Below are 20,132 nucleotides of genomic sequence, written 5' to 3'. Positions count from 1 at the left end.
TGGCATTTATTTTCCATTATTGATTTTAGTCTCAATAGTGGGTCAGCGAACGAATAGCAATGACAGAAAACTACGGGTGAAAACTGAACCGCCAATGGTGGCAGATTTTGCTTTTTGCCACTCAGTAGTTTTTGTACATCAAAAGTTACCTGAACAACTTTGTTTGAGCTTCGATGCGTAACCCATAAAAGGCGCAAAGGCGTGTTACGAATCCAACTGAAACGTTTTTGGACAGAAGTTTGCCAGCGACTTTTCTAAATTAGCAATTCATGAATAACTTCAGGTATTGCAAACCTCCAATCAAGTGGCAAAATTCACTCAGCCACTACAGAGTTACCTGCTCAAGTTGATAATTTAACGTTCAAAATAATAATCTGTGATTTCTTTAAAACTAACCTTTTCCTTAGAAAACTGTTCTTCTAGATCGTTAAGTTCTTCGACTTTCGGCAAGGCACTTGTAGGTGAAATTACGATAGTAAACATTTCATTATATTGGCGACCGATTCGGGTAAGCTCTCTACCTATTTGATCCAATATATCGTCACGAAATATCAACTGGTTTCTCCTAAAACGGATCATGCGGTAATAATCGAAATATACAGAGCGCTCCGATTCTCCTAAATTCCTAGCACTCCAACCTGTTTCACGTGTTGCGATGTGTAAGGCTTTATGCTGCGTTTTTGACCAATAATTAAAATCAAAGTAATTTTTGGGACTCGGTTCATCGTATGTTGCTTGAGGGAAAAACTGTAGGTTGTTGTCTTTATATTTATCTAAAAGACCTAATGTTCTATTTTGGCGAGATAAAAGCTTATTAAGTGTGTGGCATATATTAAACCTCATTAACTTATTTGCTTCTAAAATGCGCAACTCTCTCGGTAGTAATTCTTCATCACTTTGCCAAGGACGTTCGAGTCGCTTCGGCACTAATTGAAAATTTACACCTAATACGTTGAATATATCATCAAAATTCAATGGAATTATTCTAGATTCGTTTTGTGCCTGAATATCATGAACAAAGTAGTAAGCTGTTTGTGACCACAATAAAGACTGAGCTATATCTTCAATCCATGTGCGTATATTTTCATCACTATTTTGATATCTATGTTGGCTCCTTAAGCCAACAAGGAGCCTTTTAGCAAGCTCATCATCATTTGATGTTATGTTGAAAAGTGAATGTTTCACCCTGGAGGTACGAAATATCCTAGAAAAATCCTCATTAAACATTCTCTGATAGAATCCTTCTACCCTTCTCTTCTTCCTAGTAACCAATCGTTCAATAAAGTTTAAATTTTCATCATCGTAACGATAATGGTGTAATGGTTCACCTTTAGTCACCTTCATTAATACTACTCCTCTGAGCTTTCAGTAAATCTATCAGAAAGACTTGAAATAGAGTGGTTTATTTCAAAGTCAACAGGTCCTAATTGTGGAAGAATATGAACCGCGATAAATAGATGAGACACTTCAGAGAAGGGACTACGAATAAATTCTCTAATAATTTTGTTCGTATGTTCCTTGCCTCTACTTCTAGTTAACCTATCGCTGTACCCATCCTTTCTCATACGTTGCTCAAAGGACATTTTCCAATTCAATCTAATCATGTCTCTAGGTGATGCACTAAAACTAAACTTATGTGGGTCTGAAAGAAGTACCATCCTTTTCAAGTACAATCTTTTATCTGGAACACTATCAATTCTGGCATTGAATTGTTTGAGAGCTAACTCAGATAACTGAGCGTTCTCAAAGTATGAGCTGTACAAAACAGCAAGTCCTAATATGGACATTATATCAATTAAAACAGACGAAACGAGATGCGTTCTGTACTCTTGATTTACATCTAAATCGGGGTCCAAAAATTTAGAATCAGAAGCTTGGAATGCCAATACCATGAACATTGGAAAAGTTCGGTTTAACTTTTCATGATCATTTTCTTCAAGAGCATCTCTACAAGCTTCAGCTAGCTCGAAATATACATGCCCAAAGTAATCAGGTAACTCATCATTATGTCCGTTCTCAAATACATGGCCGACTATATCAGGTTTACTTAACATCTCTATTGCAGTGGCTCTCGAATTACTTAGTCGTCCATTCATAGCCGTAATATCAATTTTAGGAAAAGCATTCACCTCTTGAGAATGGTGTTCTAATAAATTATACCTATCAATCAGAGTAGATATATCACCATACCATCTTGGTAATTTCCAATAATTATGAAGGCTTGCTAAGATCACCTGAGTTGCTGCTTCCTGCATCTTCAGTTTTATTAGCGACTGTATAAAGCTCTGTACCATAGTTGTATAAAAGTTATCGACGTCATGTAGGATTTTCGCATAATGTTTTAGTAGCTTCTGAACAGCTAATTGTTGAACAAATTTAGGTTTCGATAACCGCTTTCCTTCGATACTTATTTCAAACTCTATAGATTTAATAATAAACCCCAGCTCAACTTGCAGCAAAGCGGGTAGAGATTGTAGCGATTTGTTTGTCCAAACATCATTATCGAAAAACTGTGACAACTCCTTCTCAAAATTGATCATTCGTCTCATTGTTTCAAGGCATAAACTGCTACCTAATGCTGCCCACATATCAGCTATACCTATTAACAGCTTTTTGTCATCTTCATTATCAACTTGTTTAGTTATTGAGAATGCAGTGACCAAAATTTCTTGTACTCTTTGTACTTCTCGCATTCCTATTTCGAGCTGAAGCTGACCCGCATAAATAGAGATCCTAGAAGATAATTGACCAAGAAGATCCAACCCCAATTTAAAATCACCACTATTAAATGCAAGTTCTATATGTTGAGCTAGCCTTTCAATAATTTCGGTTTCTAACCACTGATAATTTATTTCTTCTTCTGTTGCTAGTTGGCTGCTTGTTTGTAATGCAGAATGAGTTGCAGTATCGCCTGAAAGAAACCATTGTTTATGCTTCTGTAGCCTAGGGAACCAATAGCTTTGGTGGTTGATTCGGTGCTTTTCACTAAGATAGTGCTGGAGTAACAAGGAATAATCACGACTCAAAGCAGGTAAGCTATCACCAAGCCTAGTTTTATCGATCTTTACCTGTTCATCGATATAACAAAGCTGTTTAAAAGCAATCTGTGCTTTCTTTGAGTGATGGTTAGCTAGAGAAATTGAATTACTTGATTTGGCAGCGTTTTCGATATGACGTACGATTCTTGGTATAACTTCAATGTGGGCTAGTTGGTTTAAATCAAAAAAGTTGAATAGTCGCTGACCCAATGGAAACAACGTAAGTGTGCTTACAACAGTTAGCAAAGTACCAGTTATGTAAATCATTAAACTAGGATTAAAGTCTAAAGATTTAAAAACAGTTGCACAAAGGCAGAACATTGCTGAAAACACCAAAAGTCGAGAATAAACATTGCCTACTTGTTCAGTAACCAGCAATTGTATTATGTCTCTCCGTAGTTTAGTGTAGCCTGAGCTTAATATTATGCCAATTGTAGCAAAGTATATTGAAAAAATAGCAGTCAATATTTGAGTATAGAGCCTAAGTTGCTCAAGATGGAAATCTACTTTTTCTTCACTTAAAGGAGTTAGAAAATTAGTATTGGACCTGATGTAACCTTCCATTGAGCTGAACACAAATAATAAGAGAGATATCCACCCCAAGCTTTTTAAGCCAATCCACGCAACCGACCGTAGAATGGCAGCATTGCTCCTAGCTTTAGAATAAAATTCTTCACAGTTGTACGAGGTTCGCTCAATTAGGAAACTAGCCCGATCATATTTGGATTTCAACTTCCAAAACCATAGTTTGGACTCTAGTAAGGTTTTTATTACTTCAACCACGATTAACATACCTTCTTCAACAATCACCAAGTATCATAACAGTAGAGCTTAGGTATATGAATTTTTAAGAAAAAGATCTGTTTGATTCGCCATCACTTTCTGGGACATGAAGTCGCCGCAATAACTTTTCTTTTCAGTCCATGATGCCCTTACCTTGGGCTCAGAGTAAGAATCTCCCAAATAATACCCGTCAGACTTTTAAAGGATCTAATTCAGAGATTCATTTTTGTTTATAGCAACCAAAACAGTATATTAGAGCTAGTTGGCTAACATAACTTATAGACAGGATGAGCATGAAAACACCACTAGAAGTAAAGCTACGTATGGCTAAAGCTCAATACGCGACTATTGAGATGGCATTACATTCACTATACCTTTACAGAGAGATCCCTATAGAGGCTCACGACAGCTTTAATCATGTTGCCGAAGTTTTGATGAATGACTTGATAATCAATTGGCACTCTATTTTTTGTAAGGCGAATACCAACAAAATTAGCTTTACCAAGAATAACTTTAACCATGATGATTTAGGTAAATTTGATGTCTCAATAATGTTAAGAGACTTAGGGCTGACAACGCATGAGTGGGAGGGAATCAAAAAAGCAGTGTCAACAGCAAGAAATAGATACGTAGCGCATGTAGATATAGACGTAGAGGACGCAGACCCAAGATTTAAACTACAGCCGCTTGAGGATACTTTGTTCTATTACAGAAATTGGCTAGTAAAGACAATTATTCTACATACTCCTAAGCCTTTATTGGATAAGAGCATAATCTACGATAACGCTACCTTATCAAGTCTTCTGAATGAAAATAAGCAGCACATACGCAAGTCATTTTAGTGATCAATTTTGGTCTGTGGATAACTGGTCGGCCTGACTTTTATTGATTAGAAAAAGTCAGGCATTTGTCACCCATTTTCGTTTATTGATATGTCTCTCTAAAAGACAAAGGGGCAGTTTTGTGTTACATCTCCCTATGTGGCACGTTAATCATTAACTCAGGCCTCATTCCATCAATTGGCTCATTTTGGTGGAAAGTACGCAACTTTAGTCATGTAAACCGTTTAGCATAGCCATATTATGTTCACACCTTCTTGATTGAGAAAAGCTAACCCATGACAAGTGCCAAACTGCGCAGAGAGCAACAAATCATAACTGTCTGTAAGTACATAGATACCCATCTTGACCACAAGTTGAGTTTGGATAAATTGAGCCAGATTGCTGTTTGTTCTAAATATCACTTTCAGCGAGTGTTTTCTGCATTTATGGGGATTAGTGCTACACAATATGTACTTTTCGCCAGGCTTAAAAGAGCGTCATTCCGTTTAGCGTTTGAAAAGAACATAACGGTCACAGATATTGCTTTTGAAGCACAATTTGATAGCTCTGAAGCTTTCAGCCGAGCCTTTTCTCGTACGTTTGGCCAAACGCCATCTCAATTCAGAAGCCAACCAGAGTGGCAACAATGGCACTCAAAATATGAATTCAAGCCACCTACTTTAGGAGAATACATTGTGGATGTGAATATTGTAGATTTTGCCGAACAACCTATCGCTTATATTGAGCACCGAGGAAACCCACAAAGGGTTTTTGAAACGGCAGCTAAGTTTATCAAATGGAGAAAATCGACTGGTCTCTCACCAATAAAAACTAGCAGAACCTTCGGTGTTCCCTATGGAGACCCAAACCAGACTCAAGAAGAGGAGTTTCGATTTGATATCTGTGGTAGTCATAATGGAGAAGTCCCAGAGAACCCATTTTCGGTAAAATCTGGGCTTATTCCAGCAGGACGTTGTGCAATGGTGTTGCATAAAGGAAGCCACGATACGATTGGAGATACTATATATCAACTCTACCAACAATGGCTAACAACAAGTGGTGAGGAGCTTCGAGAGTTTCCTGTATTCTTCTGCTACCTAAACTTTGTGCACGAAGTAGATGAATGCGAACTCTTGACTGAGGTTTACCTCCCGATTAAATAGCAGCCTTTCTATACCGCAGTCGACAGCCTCGCGTCATGCGAGGCATCCTCAGATTAGGTTTCCTTATGGCTAACTGTAACGTTCGAAACACATTTAGGGGCAGAACCTTCTTAGCCGATTTGCTGAACAAACTTATTTTTGGACAAAAGTGAGTTTCATGGAATCGTATATTAATATTTCATTAATTACCTCAGATATGGAAAACTTCGATAGGCAAAAGGCAAAAGGCAAGACCTGACTCTATTCATAGTAATTCGGTGGATCTTAATTTTCCACAACTAGTTATTGGCATATGCCAATAACTAGTTGTATAGTGTTCTCCTTACACAGATAAAGGAGAACACTATGTTGTTTGCTATTCCCTGCCGTGAAAATTCTCTTTCCAATCATTTTGCCAAAGCCCCTCAGATTATGCTGTGGGATAACCAAACCAATGCCAAACGAATCCTTGAGCTACCTAAGTCATCATCGTGTTGTGGTCATAAGCACTTTTGGCGTGAGGTATTACAAGATAATCAAGTGAATGCTGTTGTCGTTCGTTCAATTGGTTCGAATATGCTGAGTAAACTGTTTAAGCTCAATGTTCGTGTTCTGAGTGCACCGCGTGGGTTCTCTCTAGAGAGCTTTGATGAAAACCAATTAACTCCAGTCACTCAAATTGAATTTGCTCGGCCGTCAGCAAATAAAAATAAAGCAAGCTGTTCAAGTCAGAGTAAAACACGTTCTGCTGAGATTAGTATGCGAGAAGCATACAGTGAAGGAAGAGTTACAGGCCCTCGAATACTCACTAGTAAGCTTTCGCCACAAGCGATGAATCACTTGGCGAAAGCGTTTAAGTTACTCGACCAACAAGAGAAAAAATAATGATTTACCTAATCAGCTTTGCGACGTTTTTGGTTGTTGTGGTCTTAATGGCGATAGGCGTAATCCTAAAACGTCAAACGATACAAGGCAGCGGTGGTGGGCTGGCTAGTATTGAAATGGAAAGAGAGTGCAACTGCGTCGAAACGTGCGATGAACATGCGCGTGTGCTTCACCCAATACAGGAACCACAAGCATCAGACTGTTAGGTTCTGGCTATGGCTCGCGACTAAACATGAGTGCCTGACCATGAACTAAGCTCTGAGCTACTTTGGCACGAGCACGCTTTACGATATTGCCAAATGTTTGCCTAGAGACTCCCATACTAGCCGCTGCTTCTGCTTGACTGAGATCTTCGAGATCGGCCAATCGCAGAGCTTCGAGTTCCTCGGCCAACAGCTCAACTTTATCGAGTTGAGAAAGAGGCACGCCATTAGGTTTAAAACACTCGTATGGCGCGCTTCGGCAAATGTTGCGCTCTTTTTTTGGTCTTGCCACTTTGTTTACACCTCTAGTCTTATCGTCTTTTCTAACCGAGTAGTATTTTATGTCTATTTATATACCCAAAAATCACCAACAATGTGCGGTTTGCTGCCAGCCTTTTTTCAACGATCATAGTGCCATCCACTTTGAGTTAACGGCTGACGGAGGTGTTGTGGGGCAAATTGTACCAACTAAAAAAGTGCAAGGCTATCAAGGTGTCATGCAGGGCGGTGTGATTGCGACACTGCACGATGCAGCAATGACTCATTGCCTATTCGCTCGTGATGTTTGCGTTATGACAGCTCGACTTGATGTTCGCTATATCAAGCCAATCCCTCTCAATTCTGTAATTCAGCTTCAGGCTCATTGCTTGATGGAAAAGAGAGGTATGTATTTAATGCAGAGTCGCATTTTTATCGGTGGGGACTGTTACTCAGCTGCTGAAGCTAAATTTATGTAATACCCTAGACATAGTTGAGATGCTTACAATCGCGTTGTGAGACAACGCTGCACTCAACTTCAATGTGACTACTCAAATGGCATTCTGTGGAGAGTGATTTAGCTTAATATATATACCAACTACCAGACCCAGAAATATTATATTAGCTAATCTAAATTGTTTCGGGGCACTTCCGGGTTAGAAAGTGCCGAGCCGAACAGAACCTGCTACCACTGAATTAGCAAGTTCAATGGGCTTTACGAGAAAACGTAGCTTTCTGGTACGACGACGGTGCCGCGTTCCGATATCGTAAATTTCTTAGCATCTTCGATAGGGTTAATCCCAATGTCTGTGCCAGAAGGGATTTTCACGTGTTTATCGATAATGCAGTTTTTTAGTTGGCAGTTTTCTCCCACCTCAACATAGTCAAATAAAATGCTGTCAGCGACCGTCGCGCCATCGTTAATTCTAACGTTTGAAGACAGCACCGAATTCTGAACGGCGCCTCCAGAGTTAATCACGCCACTAGAGATCAATGAGTTGATAAAAATCCCTTCATTGCCAGTGGCAGATGAGGTGGTTCTTGCTGGCGGTAATTGGCGTTCATACGTGCGTATCGCCCAGTCTTCTTGGTACAAATTCATCGGCGGAACCGGTTTGAGCAAATCCATATTGGCTTGGTAAAAAGAATCAATGGTTCCCACATCGCGCCAGTAGGCATCTTTGGTTACCCGGCCGTCATCGCCTCCAAATTTGTAGGCAAACACTTTTTGACTGTCGATGAGTTTTGGAATGATATTCTTCCCGAAATCATTACTCGATTCGGTATTGAGGGCATCGCTTTCTAACGAGTCCATGAGCGCTTCCATAGTGAAAATATAGATGCCCATAGAGGCGAGGCTATGGTTGGGATCATTGGGGAGTGGCGTTGGGTTTTGTGGCTTTTCTTCGAAAGAGACGATTTTATTCTGATCATCAATGGTCATTACGCCAAATTCTTTTGCGGTTTCCTTTGGAACTTTCATGCAGGCGATCGTGAGGTCGGCACCGCTCTTTTTGTGATTTTCGATCATTGGCGCATAGTCCATTCGATAGATATGATCGCCAGAGAGAACCACAACGTATTTTGCTTCACTTCGAGACAGCAACCATAAGTTTTGATAGATAGCGTCTGCGGTACCGCTATACCATTTATCGCCTTTGCGCATTTGTGGTGGCACTGCGGTTATGTACTCGCCCAGTTCAGGGTTAAATACTGACCAACCGTCGCGTAAGTGCTTCTGAAGGGAATGTGACTTGTATTGAGTGAGTACAAGGATACGTCGCAGCCCAGAGTGAAGGCAGTTTGCAAGCGTAAAATCAATGATTCTAAATTTGCCCCCGAAAGGTACTGCGGGCTTTGCTCTGTTATCAGTGAGAGGCGATAAACGCGATCCCACACCTCCGGCGAGTACTACAGTTAAAGTCTCTTGCATCATCATCACTCCCTGTGTGGTGCATTTAAGTCGTACAGATTCAGTTCAGTTAAGTGATACGTTACAAGTATCGTTCCAATGATTAATAATTTGTAATGTAACGAGTTTTTTTTCTAGCGAACGAAAGTTGAACCAAAAAAGTGCGCCCGAAATATTTCACTGCACCATAATGAAGCGTTTGCTATCAGCCCAACCACAAACATTCAATGTGCTCATGCACGATAACCTCGAAGGTACAGGTTTTTGCCAGTTCTAGTATGTCGTTAGCTAGCCCCATTTACTCGAGCTAAAGGTGATGTGAAGTATCACGGTTTTTGCATGGGCGTGCAGTTTTAGTGTTCTTTGAGAAGCGTCATATCAAGCCAATCAGTTCTAGTGTCTCTATCAGCTGAGTAAAAAGTAACACGTAATCCTTTATCTTTGATCATGTAAGGAACAGTAGAGATCAATCAACTGTTCAGTTATCAGAGGTCGGTGGATAAGTGCACAAAATATATGATTAATTTAATGAAGTTGAAATTAACACACATGAAAAAACATGATTGAACGGTCATTTTTATCATCTTCTCTAGATAGTATTAAGTGACTCAAGCTTATGTTTGTTAAAGTATAAGATTGCCTCATAACCTATTGATAATAATGTTAATTAATTTCTCAGTCCGCTCTAAACTGGTTTTTGTATAGGGATCGCTAGGCCATGTTTGAGATAGTGGATTAGAGCTAGGAAACTCTAGACAACAGAAAATATAAAAACAACAGGTTCAATGGTTGGCCCTTCGGTTGACAAAGCGATATAAATTAATGGTTTAAGGATAGGGTATATGGACAACTTTGCCGCTTCAGATCTTAAAAGCATACTGCATTCAAAACGTGCCAATATGTTCTATCTAGAATATTGCCGAGTGATGCAAAAAGACGGTCGTGTTCTTTATTTGACTGAAGCAAAAAATGAAAACCAATACTTTAATATCCCCATTGCTAATACCACCGTTCTACTCTTAGGTAATGGCACGTCCATTACTCAAGCAGCGATGAGAATGCTAGCCCAAGCCGGTGTGTTAGTTGGGTTTAGCGGTGGTGGTGGAACACCGCTCTATATGGCGAATGATGCAGAGCAACCCATAGAGTGGCTTACGCCACAAAGTGAATACCGCCCAACAGAGTATTTACAAGGGTGGATGTCATTTTGGTTTGAAGACGAAAAACGCTTGGCAGCTGCAAAAGCATTTCAGCAAGCAAGATTACGCTTTTTACAAAAAGTCTGGGGCAAAGACCGAGAGCTGAAACAAGAAGGATTTAATGTAAAAGATACCGGATTACAAGAAGCATTTGAACGATTTGAAGAGCGGACAGAAGCCGCAGCAAAGCAGAGTGACCTGCTATTGACTGAAGCACAATTAACCAAGCACCTATACAAATTCGCAGCCAACAACGTTCAGCTTCAAGATTTCAAAAGAAAACATCAATCAGCCGATAAAGCCAATGATTTTTTGAATCATGGTAACTATTTGGCGTATGGCTTGGCAGCGACAACATTGTGGGTATTAGGCATTCCCCACGGTTTTGCCGTAATGCATGGCAAGACTCGCCGAGGCGCCTTAGTCTTTGATGTAGCTGACCTAATAAAAGATACCATAGTACTGCCCTGGGCCTTTATTTGTGCCAAAGAAAACGATACAGAGCAAGAGTTCCGTCAGCAGGTGTTACAAGCCTTTACCGATCATAAAGTATTAGATTTCATGTTTGATACGGTCAAAGAAGTGGCGTTGTCGTATCAAAAAACCAAGCTGATTAATGGTGGAGAGCGGACTCTATGATGGTCACTTTTGTTTCTCAGTGCGAGAAAAATGCATTAAAGAAAACACGTCGAGTACTCGATGCTTTTGCTAACCGCATTGGTGACAACACATGGCAGACCATTATTACCGAAGATGGCCTATTAACCGTAAAGAAAATGCTGCGCAAAACCGCCAGCCGCAGTACCGCTGTATGTTGTCATTGGATCAGAAGTCGCTCACGCAGTCAGTTATTGTGGGTTGTAGGAAACAGATTGAAATTTAATGAACAAGGCATAGTGCCAGTGAATCGAACCAGTTTAAATTTGGATCATAAAGAGTGGGAAAATGGTTGGGATAAGCTAGAAGTGATCGCGAATGCAACCAGTATTGCAGGCTTGTTTCATGACTTTGGTAAAGCCAATGATTTGTTTCAAGCAAAGCTACAGGGAGTAAGTGGAGCAAAAGGTGAGCCATATCGACATGAATGGATCTCTCTACGCTTATTTGAGGCCTTTGCAAAAGGAAAGACAGATCAAGAATGGCTATCTGAGTTAAGTGAAATTAATCGCTCAGAGAATGGTAATAATACAGAATCTTATGTATTAAAAAACCTGCATCATGATCAGGGGGCAAACTCTCCTTCTCCATTTACGGTACTCACTCCTTTTGCAACTTTGGTTGCTTGGTTAGTTGTGTCTCATCACCGTTTACCATTACCTCAGACTAAACGCACAAGAAATGTAACTAATGACAATATGCAAAACTGGCTAACGGATGTCCTAAATTGTGATTGGAATTCAAGGAATGCGGAACACTTAGATCAGATTGACCTTCAGATAATCAATAGTAACTGGACTTTCAGTCAAGGGACGCCGTTTGTTAGCAAAACATGGCAAAAACAAGCCTCTAAGTTGGCGTATCGAACGCTAAATAATACGAAAATAGGGGACAAAAAAGAATGGTTAAAACAACGTTTTGTTGCCCATTTGTCGCGTTTATCTTTAATGCTATCGGATCACTATTATTCCTCTTTAGAGGCAGAGCAATCTCAATTGGAGTGGCGAGATCAAGGTTATTTACCAAAAGCCAATACTGACAGCAAAGCAACGCAGGTTGAAGGACGAGCGGTATTTAAACAGCAATTGGATGAGCATAATATCGGTGTTGCGCATAATGCCATGCATTTTGCGTTAAATTTACCGGCATTGAAATACGCATTGCCAGCTATTGGGCAGCATAAATTATTCAGCCGTAATGCACCTAAAAAATTCGCATGGCAAGATAAAGCTTATAAAGCAGCCAAAGAGTATGCACGATTAAGTGAGAAACAGGGCTTCTTTGGAATCAACATGGCCTCAACAGGTTGTGGCAAAACCATTGCCAATGCTCGAATTATGTATGCACTTGCTGGTGAAAGAGAAGGTTGCCGTTTCACTGTCGCTGTGGGTTTAAGAACTCTAACATTACAAACAGGCGACAGTTACCGTGATTTACTAAAGTTAGGTGACGATGAACTGGCGGTATTAATTGGTTCTCAGGCAGTTAAAACTTTGCATCAAATCAATAAAGACCCAAGCAAAGAAAAGCAAAGCTCAGGAAGTGAATCAAGCGACGATTTTTTCGAGCAATTATTTATTAGTTATGATGGTCAGATTTATGATGGACGCTTAAAGCACTGGCTAAAAGGCAACCCCAAATTAGAGCAATTATTAAGTGCGCCAATTGTTGTTAGCACCATTGATCATTTAATGCCAGCGACAGAAAGCTTGCGTGGAGGCAAACAAATTGCGCCTATGTTGCGTCTGTTAACCTCTGATCTTATTTTGGATGAACCAGATGATTTTGGGTTGGAAGATTTACCTGCGTTATGCCGCTTAGTCAATTGGGCTGGCGTGCTAGGTTCTCGCGTTTTATTGTCTTCCGCAACCTTACCACCGTCACTAATTAGCGCTCTATATCACGCCTATTTAGCAGGAAGAAAGCACTTTAATGAAGCTAACTTTCCAGAAGGGGAGTTACAAAGTGTGGTTTGTGGATGGTTTGATGAAAATAAAAGTCACGTGACAGAGATAAAATCTCTCGAGGCTTTTACAGAAGAAAATGACATTTTCGTTAATAGTCGCATTAAAAAATTGAACGAAAATAAAAAAATACTGCGTAAAGGGGAGTTAGTCACTGTTCACCTAGATCATGAGTTAAGCGAAAAGAAAGATGAGAATCATATTTATCAGTCAGTAGCTGTAACCATTCATGATCAGATCCATCAATTACACGATAGTCACCACGTAAGGCATAACTCAGGGCGAAGAGTCTCTTGCGGTGTAGTACGAATGGCAAATATAGATCCGATGATAAATGTGATGAAGTGCCTGTCGGAAATGAGCCCACAAGATGATTACAGTATTCATTTTTGTGTTTATCACTCACAGTTTCCATTAGCGCTGCGTTCTCATAAAGAAAATCGTTTAGATAATACGCTAACTCGATATGACTCAGATCAGCTTTGGCAACAACCAGAGATAATAGAGGCACTAAATGCAACAAAGACGGCCAATAATATCTTTGTGGTTGTCGGGACTTCGGTTGTTGAGGTTGGGCGAGATCATGATTACGACTGGGGAATAGCAGAGCCGAGTTCACTACGTGCCTTGATCCAACTCGCTGGTCGTATTCAACGTCATCGCCAACAAGAACCAAGCAGCAGTAATTTAATGGTATTGAATAAAAATATCAGAGCATTAAGAGGTGATACCACAGCTTACTGTAAACCGGGTTTTGAAAGTAAAGATTTGCCCTTGTCGACTCATGATCTGAATGAATTATTAAATGGTGAATTAGAACATATTTCAGCTATTTCTCGGATTGAGCAACCGAAGATAACAAAAAAACATATTCAATTAGCTGAGGGGAGTTCAGGTGCCGTTGGGGTTAGTTCATTTGTCACACAAGAACACAGAGCGTTGAAACTAACATTAGGTTTACCTAAATCACCGAATAAACCGGGTCAAAAAATAGAGTTTTATCAAAGCGATAAGGAAGCCTCGTGGTGGTGGAAAGAACGTTCTCATGCAGATTGGAATGGTGCGTTTATCAATCAAACTCAGTTTAGAAAATCAGACCCGCAAGAAGAGTTTATTTTATGCCAAACAGATGAATGGGATGAGTTAGGTTGGTACCAAAAAGATACAACACAAAAGCAATGGGTGTTTACGCCACAGAATCAAAAAATAGTTACGGAAGACATTAAATTATCAGAAGGTAATTATTGGTGGATGAATACCGATGCAGAAACCATCTATAGCAATTTAGCAGAACAGTTAGAACAAACAGTAGAAAGCACTGGGCAATATTTTGGCGGTATTAGTTTAAGAGCACCGAAAGAAGATCAAGTGCTTATTTGGAATTGGAATGATCAGTTGGGTGTTTATCAAACAAAAAAATAACTAGGAATAATAATGAATAATACATTATCTCAGGCTATTGCTGATTATATTCAGCAACGAAAAGAAGCAAAATTAGAGCCATTACAAAAGGCACTAAATAAGATCTTAGATAAAAGTGAAGACTCTACTGCAATAGCAGAGGCGAAAGCTATTTATGCAGAAGAATCAGCACCGATAGAGGCCTCATTTGTTGCTGAAGTTTGGCTTTCTGATGCGGCAAAACGCGCAAAACAGATAAGTCTTGCTACCCATGCAGCAAAGTTTACTCATAGTGATGCCAAAGCCAGCAGCATGTTGGTGACCGAACAATGGAGTGATTCAAACTACTTGGTGACAGCATCTTTAAATAAAAAAGCCATTGATGCCGTCGGTAACGCAGCAGCTCTAGATGTCGCAAGATTACTCAAGTTAGAGTGTGACGGCGAAAGCTTAATTACTCAATTACAGCAAGGTCACATCAATGCATTACGCTCTTTTGCTAAAGACGAGATGCAGTTACAAGAATGGAAATCTGGTTTTGAACAAGCCCTGGGTGATACAAAGTTATCTAGCCATACCTTAAGTAAGCAACTGTATTTCCCTTTAATTGGCGAAGATAAAACGTCGGTTGAATATCACTTGCTATGCCCTCTGTTTTCATCATCACTTGCACATGAGCTATATCATGAAGTAAGACGAACTCGCTACGGTGAATCAAAAGAGATTAGAGATGCGAGAAAAGCGGATAAATATCATGAGAAATTTGATGAGCGTTTTCTTAATCTTGCTGTGCAAAACTTTGGTGGTTCAAAACCTCAAAATATCTCGCAATTAAATAATGAACGTCATGGACAAACCTTTTTATTGAATAGCGCACCACCGCAATGGCAACGAATTTCTTCGCCACCAATGACGAGTACCACATTGTTTGGGCAAGAATTAAGTTTCAAAACGGCATCATTGATGCGTGACTTTCGATTCTTTCTTGAAAACCTAAGAGAAGATGATCGCAATGTCCATGTACGTCGCCAGCGAGATAATGCGTATCTTTTACCCATTATTGATATCGTTTTAAACCATGTAGCCATTATTCAAATGATGACAGAACATGCAGGTTGGTCAAACAGCGACAGATGTAAAATGAAACCCAGTCACGCGTTATGGCTAGATGCTTACAATACCGATGAAGCGTTCCAAAAGAGTCGTGAAAAAGGCGATTGGTTAGCCTTCATTGCTAATGATTTTGCTAATTGGCTAGCACATAAGTTAAAAAGCCATAAAGAAAAATACGTTTTGAGTGATAGTGAACACGCTTATTTTTCAAAGTTGTTTTTACATCAGCTAAAGCACTTTGAACGCTCGACACCAAAATTAGGGGAGTTGTAATATGAGCCGCTATTTATTATTAAAAGACATTAATGTGCAGAACGCGAATGCTATTGCTGGTTTAACGTATGGTTTCCCTGCTATGACGAATTTTTTAGGCTTTGCTCATGCACTTTCCCGTAAATTGCCTTCTGAATTAGCCGTTACATTAGGGGGCGTTGCGGTTATCAGCCATGAAAATATAGTTCATGCAAGGCAGCCTCAAGAGTGGGGTGATTATGTCTTTGCCTTAACGCGTAACCCCTTAACTCAAAAGGGAACAACTGCCCCAATTAATGAAGAAGGCCGCATGAACATGACAGTTTCTTTATTAATTGAAGTGCATGGTTTATTAGGCGGCGCAATCGTTCAGGAAGACTCATTAATTGATAGAGTCAAACAGCTTATGCCTAGATTAAGAATAGCGGGTGGTCAAATTACTCAAATAGGGTCGATATCGCTTACCAACAAAGACGAAGATAAAAAGGTATTACGCCGCTTAATGCCAGGGTTTGTTCTATTAGATCGCAGTGAGTATTTAACTGAACACGTTAAAAATAAAAGTGAACAAGGCGACCAATTATCAGTATTTGATGCCTGGTGTAATTTTTACAAATTAAAATACCAAGCGATTCGTGTAGAAAGTGATTCAGAAACAAAAGAAGAGTTAAGTGATAAAGCTAAGTGGGAGTTTGTACCAAAACCTCAAATGGGATATTTGGTGCCAATTATGTCTGGCTATTGTGCTATCTCGCCTGTGTATGGACCAGGTCAAGTCGAGAACGTTCGAGATACCAGTGTCCCCGTAGCCTTTGCTGAGGCTGCTTACGGCATTGGTGAGTGGATGAGTCCGCACCGTTTAACTGATATCGATAATGCTATTTGGCGTTATGAACATCATGAATCTTGGTATGTTGCCAAAACAAAACCCTTTAAAGATACCGTTATTGAGCTTTCGATCGATGAGCTTAATGAAGAAATTTAGATAATAAAAATAGAGAGAATAAACAATGGCTAAAACAAACTTAAAAACACCTTCAGTCTTGGCGTTTGAAGCAAAATTACTTCCATCGGATGCACTAATGTTTGCTGGTAGTTGGCAGCAGCAAGAATGGACACCAATTATGGTGGGCGAAAAAGCGGTACGCGGTACGATTTCAAATCGGCTGAAAGCAGCAATGGCAAATGATCCAACAAAACTAGATGCTGAAGTATCTAAGGCAAATTTACAAACGGTTGACATTGCAGCGCTAAATCATCAAACAGATACATTAAAAGTACAGTTTACCTTGCGTATATTGAGTGATTTACAAGTACCATCTACCTGTAATAATCCAGAGTATCAAGCCGCATTAGCGGAGAAAATTGAGATTTACCAACAGGAAGAAGGTTTTACTGAGTTAGCAAAGCGTTATGCGCAGAATATTGCCAATGGTCGTTTCTTGTGGCGCAACCGTGTTGGTGCCGAGAATGTTGTCGTAAAAGTAATCGCGGAAGGAAAAGAATTTACATTTGATAGTCATGATTTCAATTTACGAAGCTTTGATAACAACCCATCGGTTGATGAGCTAGCGGCGATTATTCAACAAGGGTTAGTTGAAAATCATGCCTTGATTAAAGTAGAAGCATTTACACAGTTAGGTGAAGGTCAGGCTGTGTACCCATCACAAGAATTAGTGATGGGGGGTGGAAAAGGGGATAAGAGTAAATTCTTGTATCAGTTGAATGGTCAAGCAGCAATGCACTCACAAAAGATTGGTAACGCATTACGCACGATTGATACTTGGCATCCTGCTTTTGAAGAGGTAGGTCCAATTGCGGTTGAACCGTATGGCTCTGTCACCAACCGTGGTGCAGCGTACCGTCAACCAAAAGAGAATAACGATTTTTATAAGTTATTGGATGGTTGGATGTTAAAAGATAAGCAACCAGCGAAAGAGCAACAGCATTACATTATGGCGATGCTTATTCGTGGTGGCGTATTTGGTGAATAGAGGTCGTCATGAAATTTTACTGTGATATTAAAGTATTACCAGATCCAGAAGCGACAGAGCCTGTGCTTATGAGCAATTTAATGGCGAAATTACACAGAGCTTTAGTGGAGTTAAAAGAAGTGAATGTTGGAATTAGCTTTCCAAATGTGGATAAAACGCTAGGGGATACATTACGCCTGCACGGTGATGAAACCGACTTAAGTCAATTGTTTCAATTAAATTGGCTGAAAGGATTACGTGATTATTGTATTCAAACGTCAATTTTATTGGTTCCTGAAGGGTGTCAGTATCGTTGCGTGAAACGTAAGCAAGCTAAAAGTGCTAATAATAAACGCAAACGATCTATCGCTAAAGGTTGGTTAAGTGCTGAAGAGTCGATATTGAAAATTGGCAATGAGCAGCAAAAAATGCTGCGCTTACCCTTTGTTCAATTAAAAAGTACATCCACAGGGCAGGTGATGAAGTTATTCATTGAGCATGGTGGGTTGCAAGATAAAGCAGTTGAAGGGCTATTTAACCGCTATGGATTAAGCTCATCAGCAACGGTCCCTTGGTTTTAACCCAAAATAACCCCAAAAATGGCTCTTTAAAAATGAAGTAATAAAATCAGTAAGTTACAATAGGTAGGGAAAATTAGGTAAAAATGGGTATTTTTACTTATCTACTTGTTGTAACTTATTTTTGTGATGAAATTCTGTTGTTCACTGCCGCGCAGGCAGCTCAGAAAACTACCGAGTCGTATTTAAGCCTCAAAGTATTAGTTCACTGCCGCGCAGGCAGCTCAGAAATAACAAATGCGAATACTGCAACGAGCCAATAAGTTCACTGCCGCGCAGGCAGCTCAGAAAGCACGGCTCAAAGTTTTTTTGGAATGGTAAGAGTTCACTGCCGCGCAGGCAGCTCAGAAATCTGGTTATGCATGTCCTCTAAGCCCGGTAGAGTTCACTGCCGCGCAGGCAGCTCAGAAACTTACAAGATTGGAACTAAACACACAATGTACGTTCACTGCCGCGCAGGCAGCTCAGAAAAGAAGGGTTAGTCAAGAATCCTAAGAGCATAAGTTCACTGCCGCGCAGGCAGCTCAGAAATTTGAAAGGATGGTCTTTCGAATACAATCCTAGTTCACTGCCGCGCAGGCAGCTCAGAAATATTTGATAGGGGAAGTTATAGCCTCCCTTTGGTTCACTGCCGCGCAGGCAGCTCAGAAATTTGATGGTTAAATTATACCACCCAAAAAAAAGTTCACTGCCGCGCAGGCAGCTCAGAAATGTGATAACTTCTTGCAAGCCTGACAGCGTGGGTTCACTGCCGCGCAGGCAGCTCAGAAAGATTGTTCGGTAAAGGTCTAAAGTCTGCGATAGTTCACTGCCGCGCAGGCAGCTCAGAAATCAACCAAAAAGTGCGGATGGCACGGCCATGGGTTCACTGCCGCGCAGGCAGCTCAGAAATACTGGAAAGCTAGGTTTAGACCAAGACAAGGGTTCACTGCCGCGCAGGCAGCTCAGAAAACTAACTCTTCACTCGTAATTAGAGGATAATCGTTCACTGCCGCGCAGGCAGCTCAGAAATATTAAAGATGATAACAATTCCATATCTTGAAGTTCACTGCCGCGCAGGCAGCTCAGAAATGAGAAAGTTGGATTTACATACAGATTTTCCTGTTCACTGCCGCGCAGGCAGCTCAGAAATACCATATGTCGCCAGAGTTCGAAAATGGCGAGTTCACTGCCGCGCAGGCAGCTCAGAAAAAAAGGTGACCCGTTGGATGTTTTCATCTATCGTTCACTGCCGCGCAGGCAGCTCAGAAAGATGAGGCCGAATCAAAATCACTGACGATGTTGTTCACTGCCGCGCAGGCAGCTCAGAAAACAAAACGAGTGGAAGGTTAAAAGAGTAACTGGTTCACTGCCGCGCAGGCAGCTCAGAAACTGAGTATGGATAGCATTGCTTTGTAGCTGCAGTTCACTGCCGCGCAGGCAGCTCAGAAAAGCTTGATTTTGCTGGCATGCTTACGCCGTCAGTTCACTGCCGCGCAGGCAGCTCAGAAAGCTTGGACAAAGGCGATAATTGAGTCAACATTGTTCACTGCCGCGCAGGCAGCTCAGAAATCCAAATCAAAAGCAAAAACATACTTTCCGTTGTTCACTGCCGCGCAGGCAGCTCAGAAATTGCATTAATCCTTCGTTTTCCATGATGAACAGTTCACTGCCGCGCAGGCAGCTCAGAAATAACTGGACGTTGACCAAGGTTGATAATGACCGTTCACTGCCGCGCAGGCAGCTCAGAAATCGGATTCTACGACGTGGCCGAGCGTGTGACAGTTCACTGCCGCGCAGGCAGCTCAGAAAACGTAGTCATGCACCGCACCGCCCATAGGGGGGTTCACTGCCGCGCAGGCAGCTCAGAAAGCCCATTGGGGGATTACGCTTACGAAACAGCAGTTCACTGCCGCGCAGGCAGCTCAGAAAGCAAATCAAAGCACGTATGCTGCCGCTGGTGGGTTCACTGCC

15 protein-coding genes and 1 CRISPR repeat array (1 of these 16 cut by a window edge) are annotated in these 20,132 nt (G+C 40.8%); of the genes, 11 read left to right on the top strand and 4 right to left on the bottom strand.

Going from position 1 to position 20,132, the window contains the following annotated elements:
• Positions 1–354: 354 nt before the first annotated feature.
• Positions 355–1,344 carry a hypothetical protein gene (locus tag QF117_RS00750; protein WP_282385548.1) on the bottom strand — a complete coding sequence of 330 codons (990 nt, stop codon included), beginning with the start codon at positions 1,342–1,344 and terminating at the stop codon, positions 355–357.
• 5 nt (positions 1,345–1,349) lie between these two features.
• Entirely contained in the window at positions 1,350–3,848 is a 2,499-nt protein-coding gene (locus QF117_RS00745; RefSeq protein ID WP_282385547.1) for a hypothetical protein, read from the bottom strand.
• A 266-nt stretch (positions 3,849–4,114) separates the two neighbouring features.
• Here QF117_RS00745 and QF117_RS00740 point away from each other — a divergent pair, with 266 nt between their 5' ends.
• The 4 genes from QF117_RS00740 to nqrM all read left to right on the top strand — a co-directional run bounded on the left by QF117_RS00740 (position 4,115) and on the right by nqrM (position 6,875).
• Positions 4,115–4,663 carry a hypothetical protein gene (locus QF117_RS00740; RefSeq protein ID WP_282385546.1) on the top strand — a complete coding sequence of 183 codons (549 nt, stop codon included), beginning with the start codon at positions 4,115–4,117 and terminating at the stop codon, positions 4,661–4,663.
• Between the two features lie 275 nt (positions 4,664–4,938).
• Complete coding sequence (locus QF117_RS00735) at positions 4,939–5,805, top strand: AraC family transcriptional regulator (protein ID WP_282385545.1); 867 nt, start codon at positions 4,939–4,941, stop codon at positions 5,803–5,805.
• Positions 5,806–6,150: 345 nt separating this feature from the next.
• Complete coding sequence (locus tag QF117_RS00730; RefSeq protein WP_282385544.1) at positions 6,151–6,669, top strand: NifB/NifX family molybdenum-iron cluster-binding protein; 519 nt, start codon at positions 6,151–6,153, stop codon at positions 6,667–6,669.
• Complete coding sequence (gene nqrM / locus QF117_RS00725) at positions 6,669–6,875, top strand: (Na+)-NQR maturation NqrM (RefSeq protein WP_282385543.1); 207 nt, start codon at positions 6,669–6,671, stop codon at positions 6,873–6,875. The genes QF117_RS00730 and nqrM overlap by 1 nt, the downstream gene beginning before the upstream one ends.
• A gap of 7 nt (positions 6,876–6,882) precedes the next feature.
• Here nqrM and QF117_RS00720 read toward each other — a convergent pair whose 3' ends face one another.
• On the bottom strand, positions 6,883–7,164 hold the full coding sequence (locus QF117_RS00720) for a DUF134 domain-containing protein (protein WP_282385542.1): 282 nt from the start codon (positions 7,162–7,164) through the stop codon (positions 6,883–6,885).
• A 49-nt stretch (positions 7,165–7,213) separates the two neighbouring features.
• On the opposite strand from QF117_RS00720, the gene QF117_RS00715 reads away from it, so the two are divergent.
• Entirely contained in the window at positions 7,214–7,609 is a 396-nt protein-coding gene (locus QF117_RS00715) for a PaaI family thioesterase (RefSeq protein ID WP_282385540.1), read from the top strand.
• Positions 7,610–7,845: 236 nt separating this feature from the next.
• Here QF117_RS00715 and glgC read toward each other — a convergent pair whose 3' ends face one another.
• Entirely contained in the window at positions 7,846–9,063 is a 1,218-nt protein-coding gene (gene glgC / locus QF117_RS00710) for a glucose-1-phosphate adenylyltransferase (protein WP_282386093.1), read from the bottom strand.
• A gap of 821 nt (positions 9,064–9,884) precedes the next feature.
• Here glgC and cas1f point away from each other — a divergent pair.
• From cas1f to cas6f, 6 genes are read left to right on the top strand one after another with little or no spacing between them, the layout of a single operon-like run.
• The gene (gene cas1f, locus QF117_RS00705) at positions 9,885–10,880 is read left to right on the top strand and encodes a type I-F CRISPR-associated endonuclease Cas1f (RefSeq protein ID WP_282385539.1); all 996 of its coding nucleotides are present in this window, start codon (positions 9,885–9,887) and stop codon (positions 10,878–10,880) included.
• A complete protein-coding gene (gene cas3f / locus QF117_RS00700; RefSeq protein ID WP_282385538.1) occupies positions 10,877–14,284 on the top strand; it encodes a type I-F CRISPR-associated helicase Cas3f in 3,408 nt (1,135 codons plus the stop codon). The genes cas1f and cas3f overlap by 4 nt, the downstream gene beginning before the upstream one ends.
• 12 nt (positions 14,285–14,296) lie before the next feature.
• Positions 14,297–15,649: a type I-F CRISPR-associated protein Csy1 gene (gene csy1, locus QF117_RS00695; protein ID WP_282385536.1), complete on the top strand. Its 1,353-nt coding sequence runs from the start codon at positions 14,297–14,299 to the stop codon at positions 15,647–15,649.
• 1 nt (position 15,650) lies between these two features.
• Complete coding sequence (gene csy2 / locus QF117_RS00690) at positions 15,651–16,613, top strand: type I-F CRISPR-associated protein Csy2 (RefSeq protein ID WP_282385535.1); 963 nt, start codon at positions 15,651–15,653, stop codon at positions 16,611–16,613.
• A gap of 25 nt (positions 16,614–16,638) precedes the next feature.
• The gene (csy3, locus tag QF117_RS00685) at positions 16,639–17,622 is read left to right on the top strand and encodes a type I-F CRISPR-associated protein Csy3 (RefSeq protein WP_282385533.1); all 984 of its coding nucleotides are present in this window, start codon (positions 16,639–16,641) and stop codon (positions 17,620–17,622) included.
• Between the two features lie 8 nt (positions 17,623–17,630).
• A complete protein-coding gene (gene cas6f, locus QF117_RS00680) occupies positions 17,631–18,182 on the top strand; it encodes a type I-F CRISPR-associated endoribonuclease Cas6/Csy4 (RefSeq protein WP_282385531.1) in 552 nt (183 codons plus the stop codon).
• A gap of 139 nt (positions 18,183–18,321) precedes the next feature.
• Positions 18,322–20,132: a CRISPR direct-repeat array (repeat unit 28 nt; unit sequence GTTCACTGCCGCGCAGGCAGCTCAGAAA); it runs 2,583 nt beyond the window's last position.

This window comes from Vibrio sp. YMD68 (assembly GCF_029958905.1).
GTDB lineage: Bacteria > Pseudomonadota > Gammaproteobacteria > Enterobacterales > Vibrionaceae > Vibrio.
Note: the sequence above shows the minus strand (reverse complement) of the source record. Positions and strands in the feature narration are given on the sequence as shown.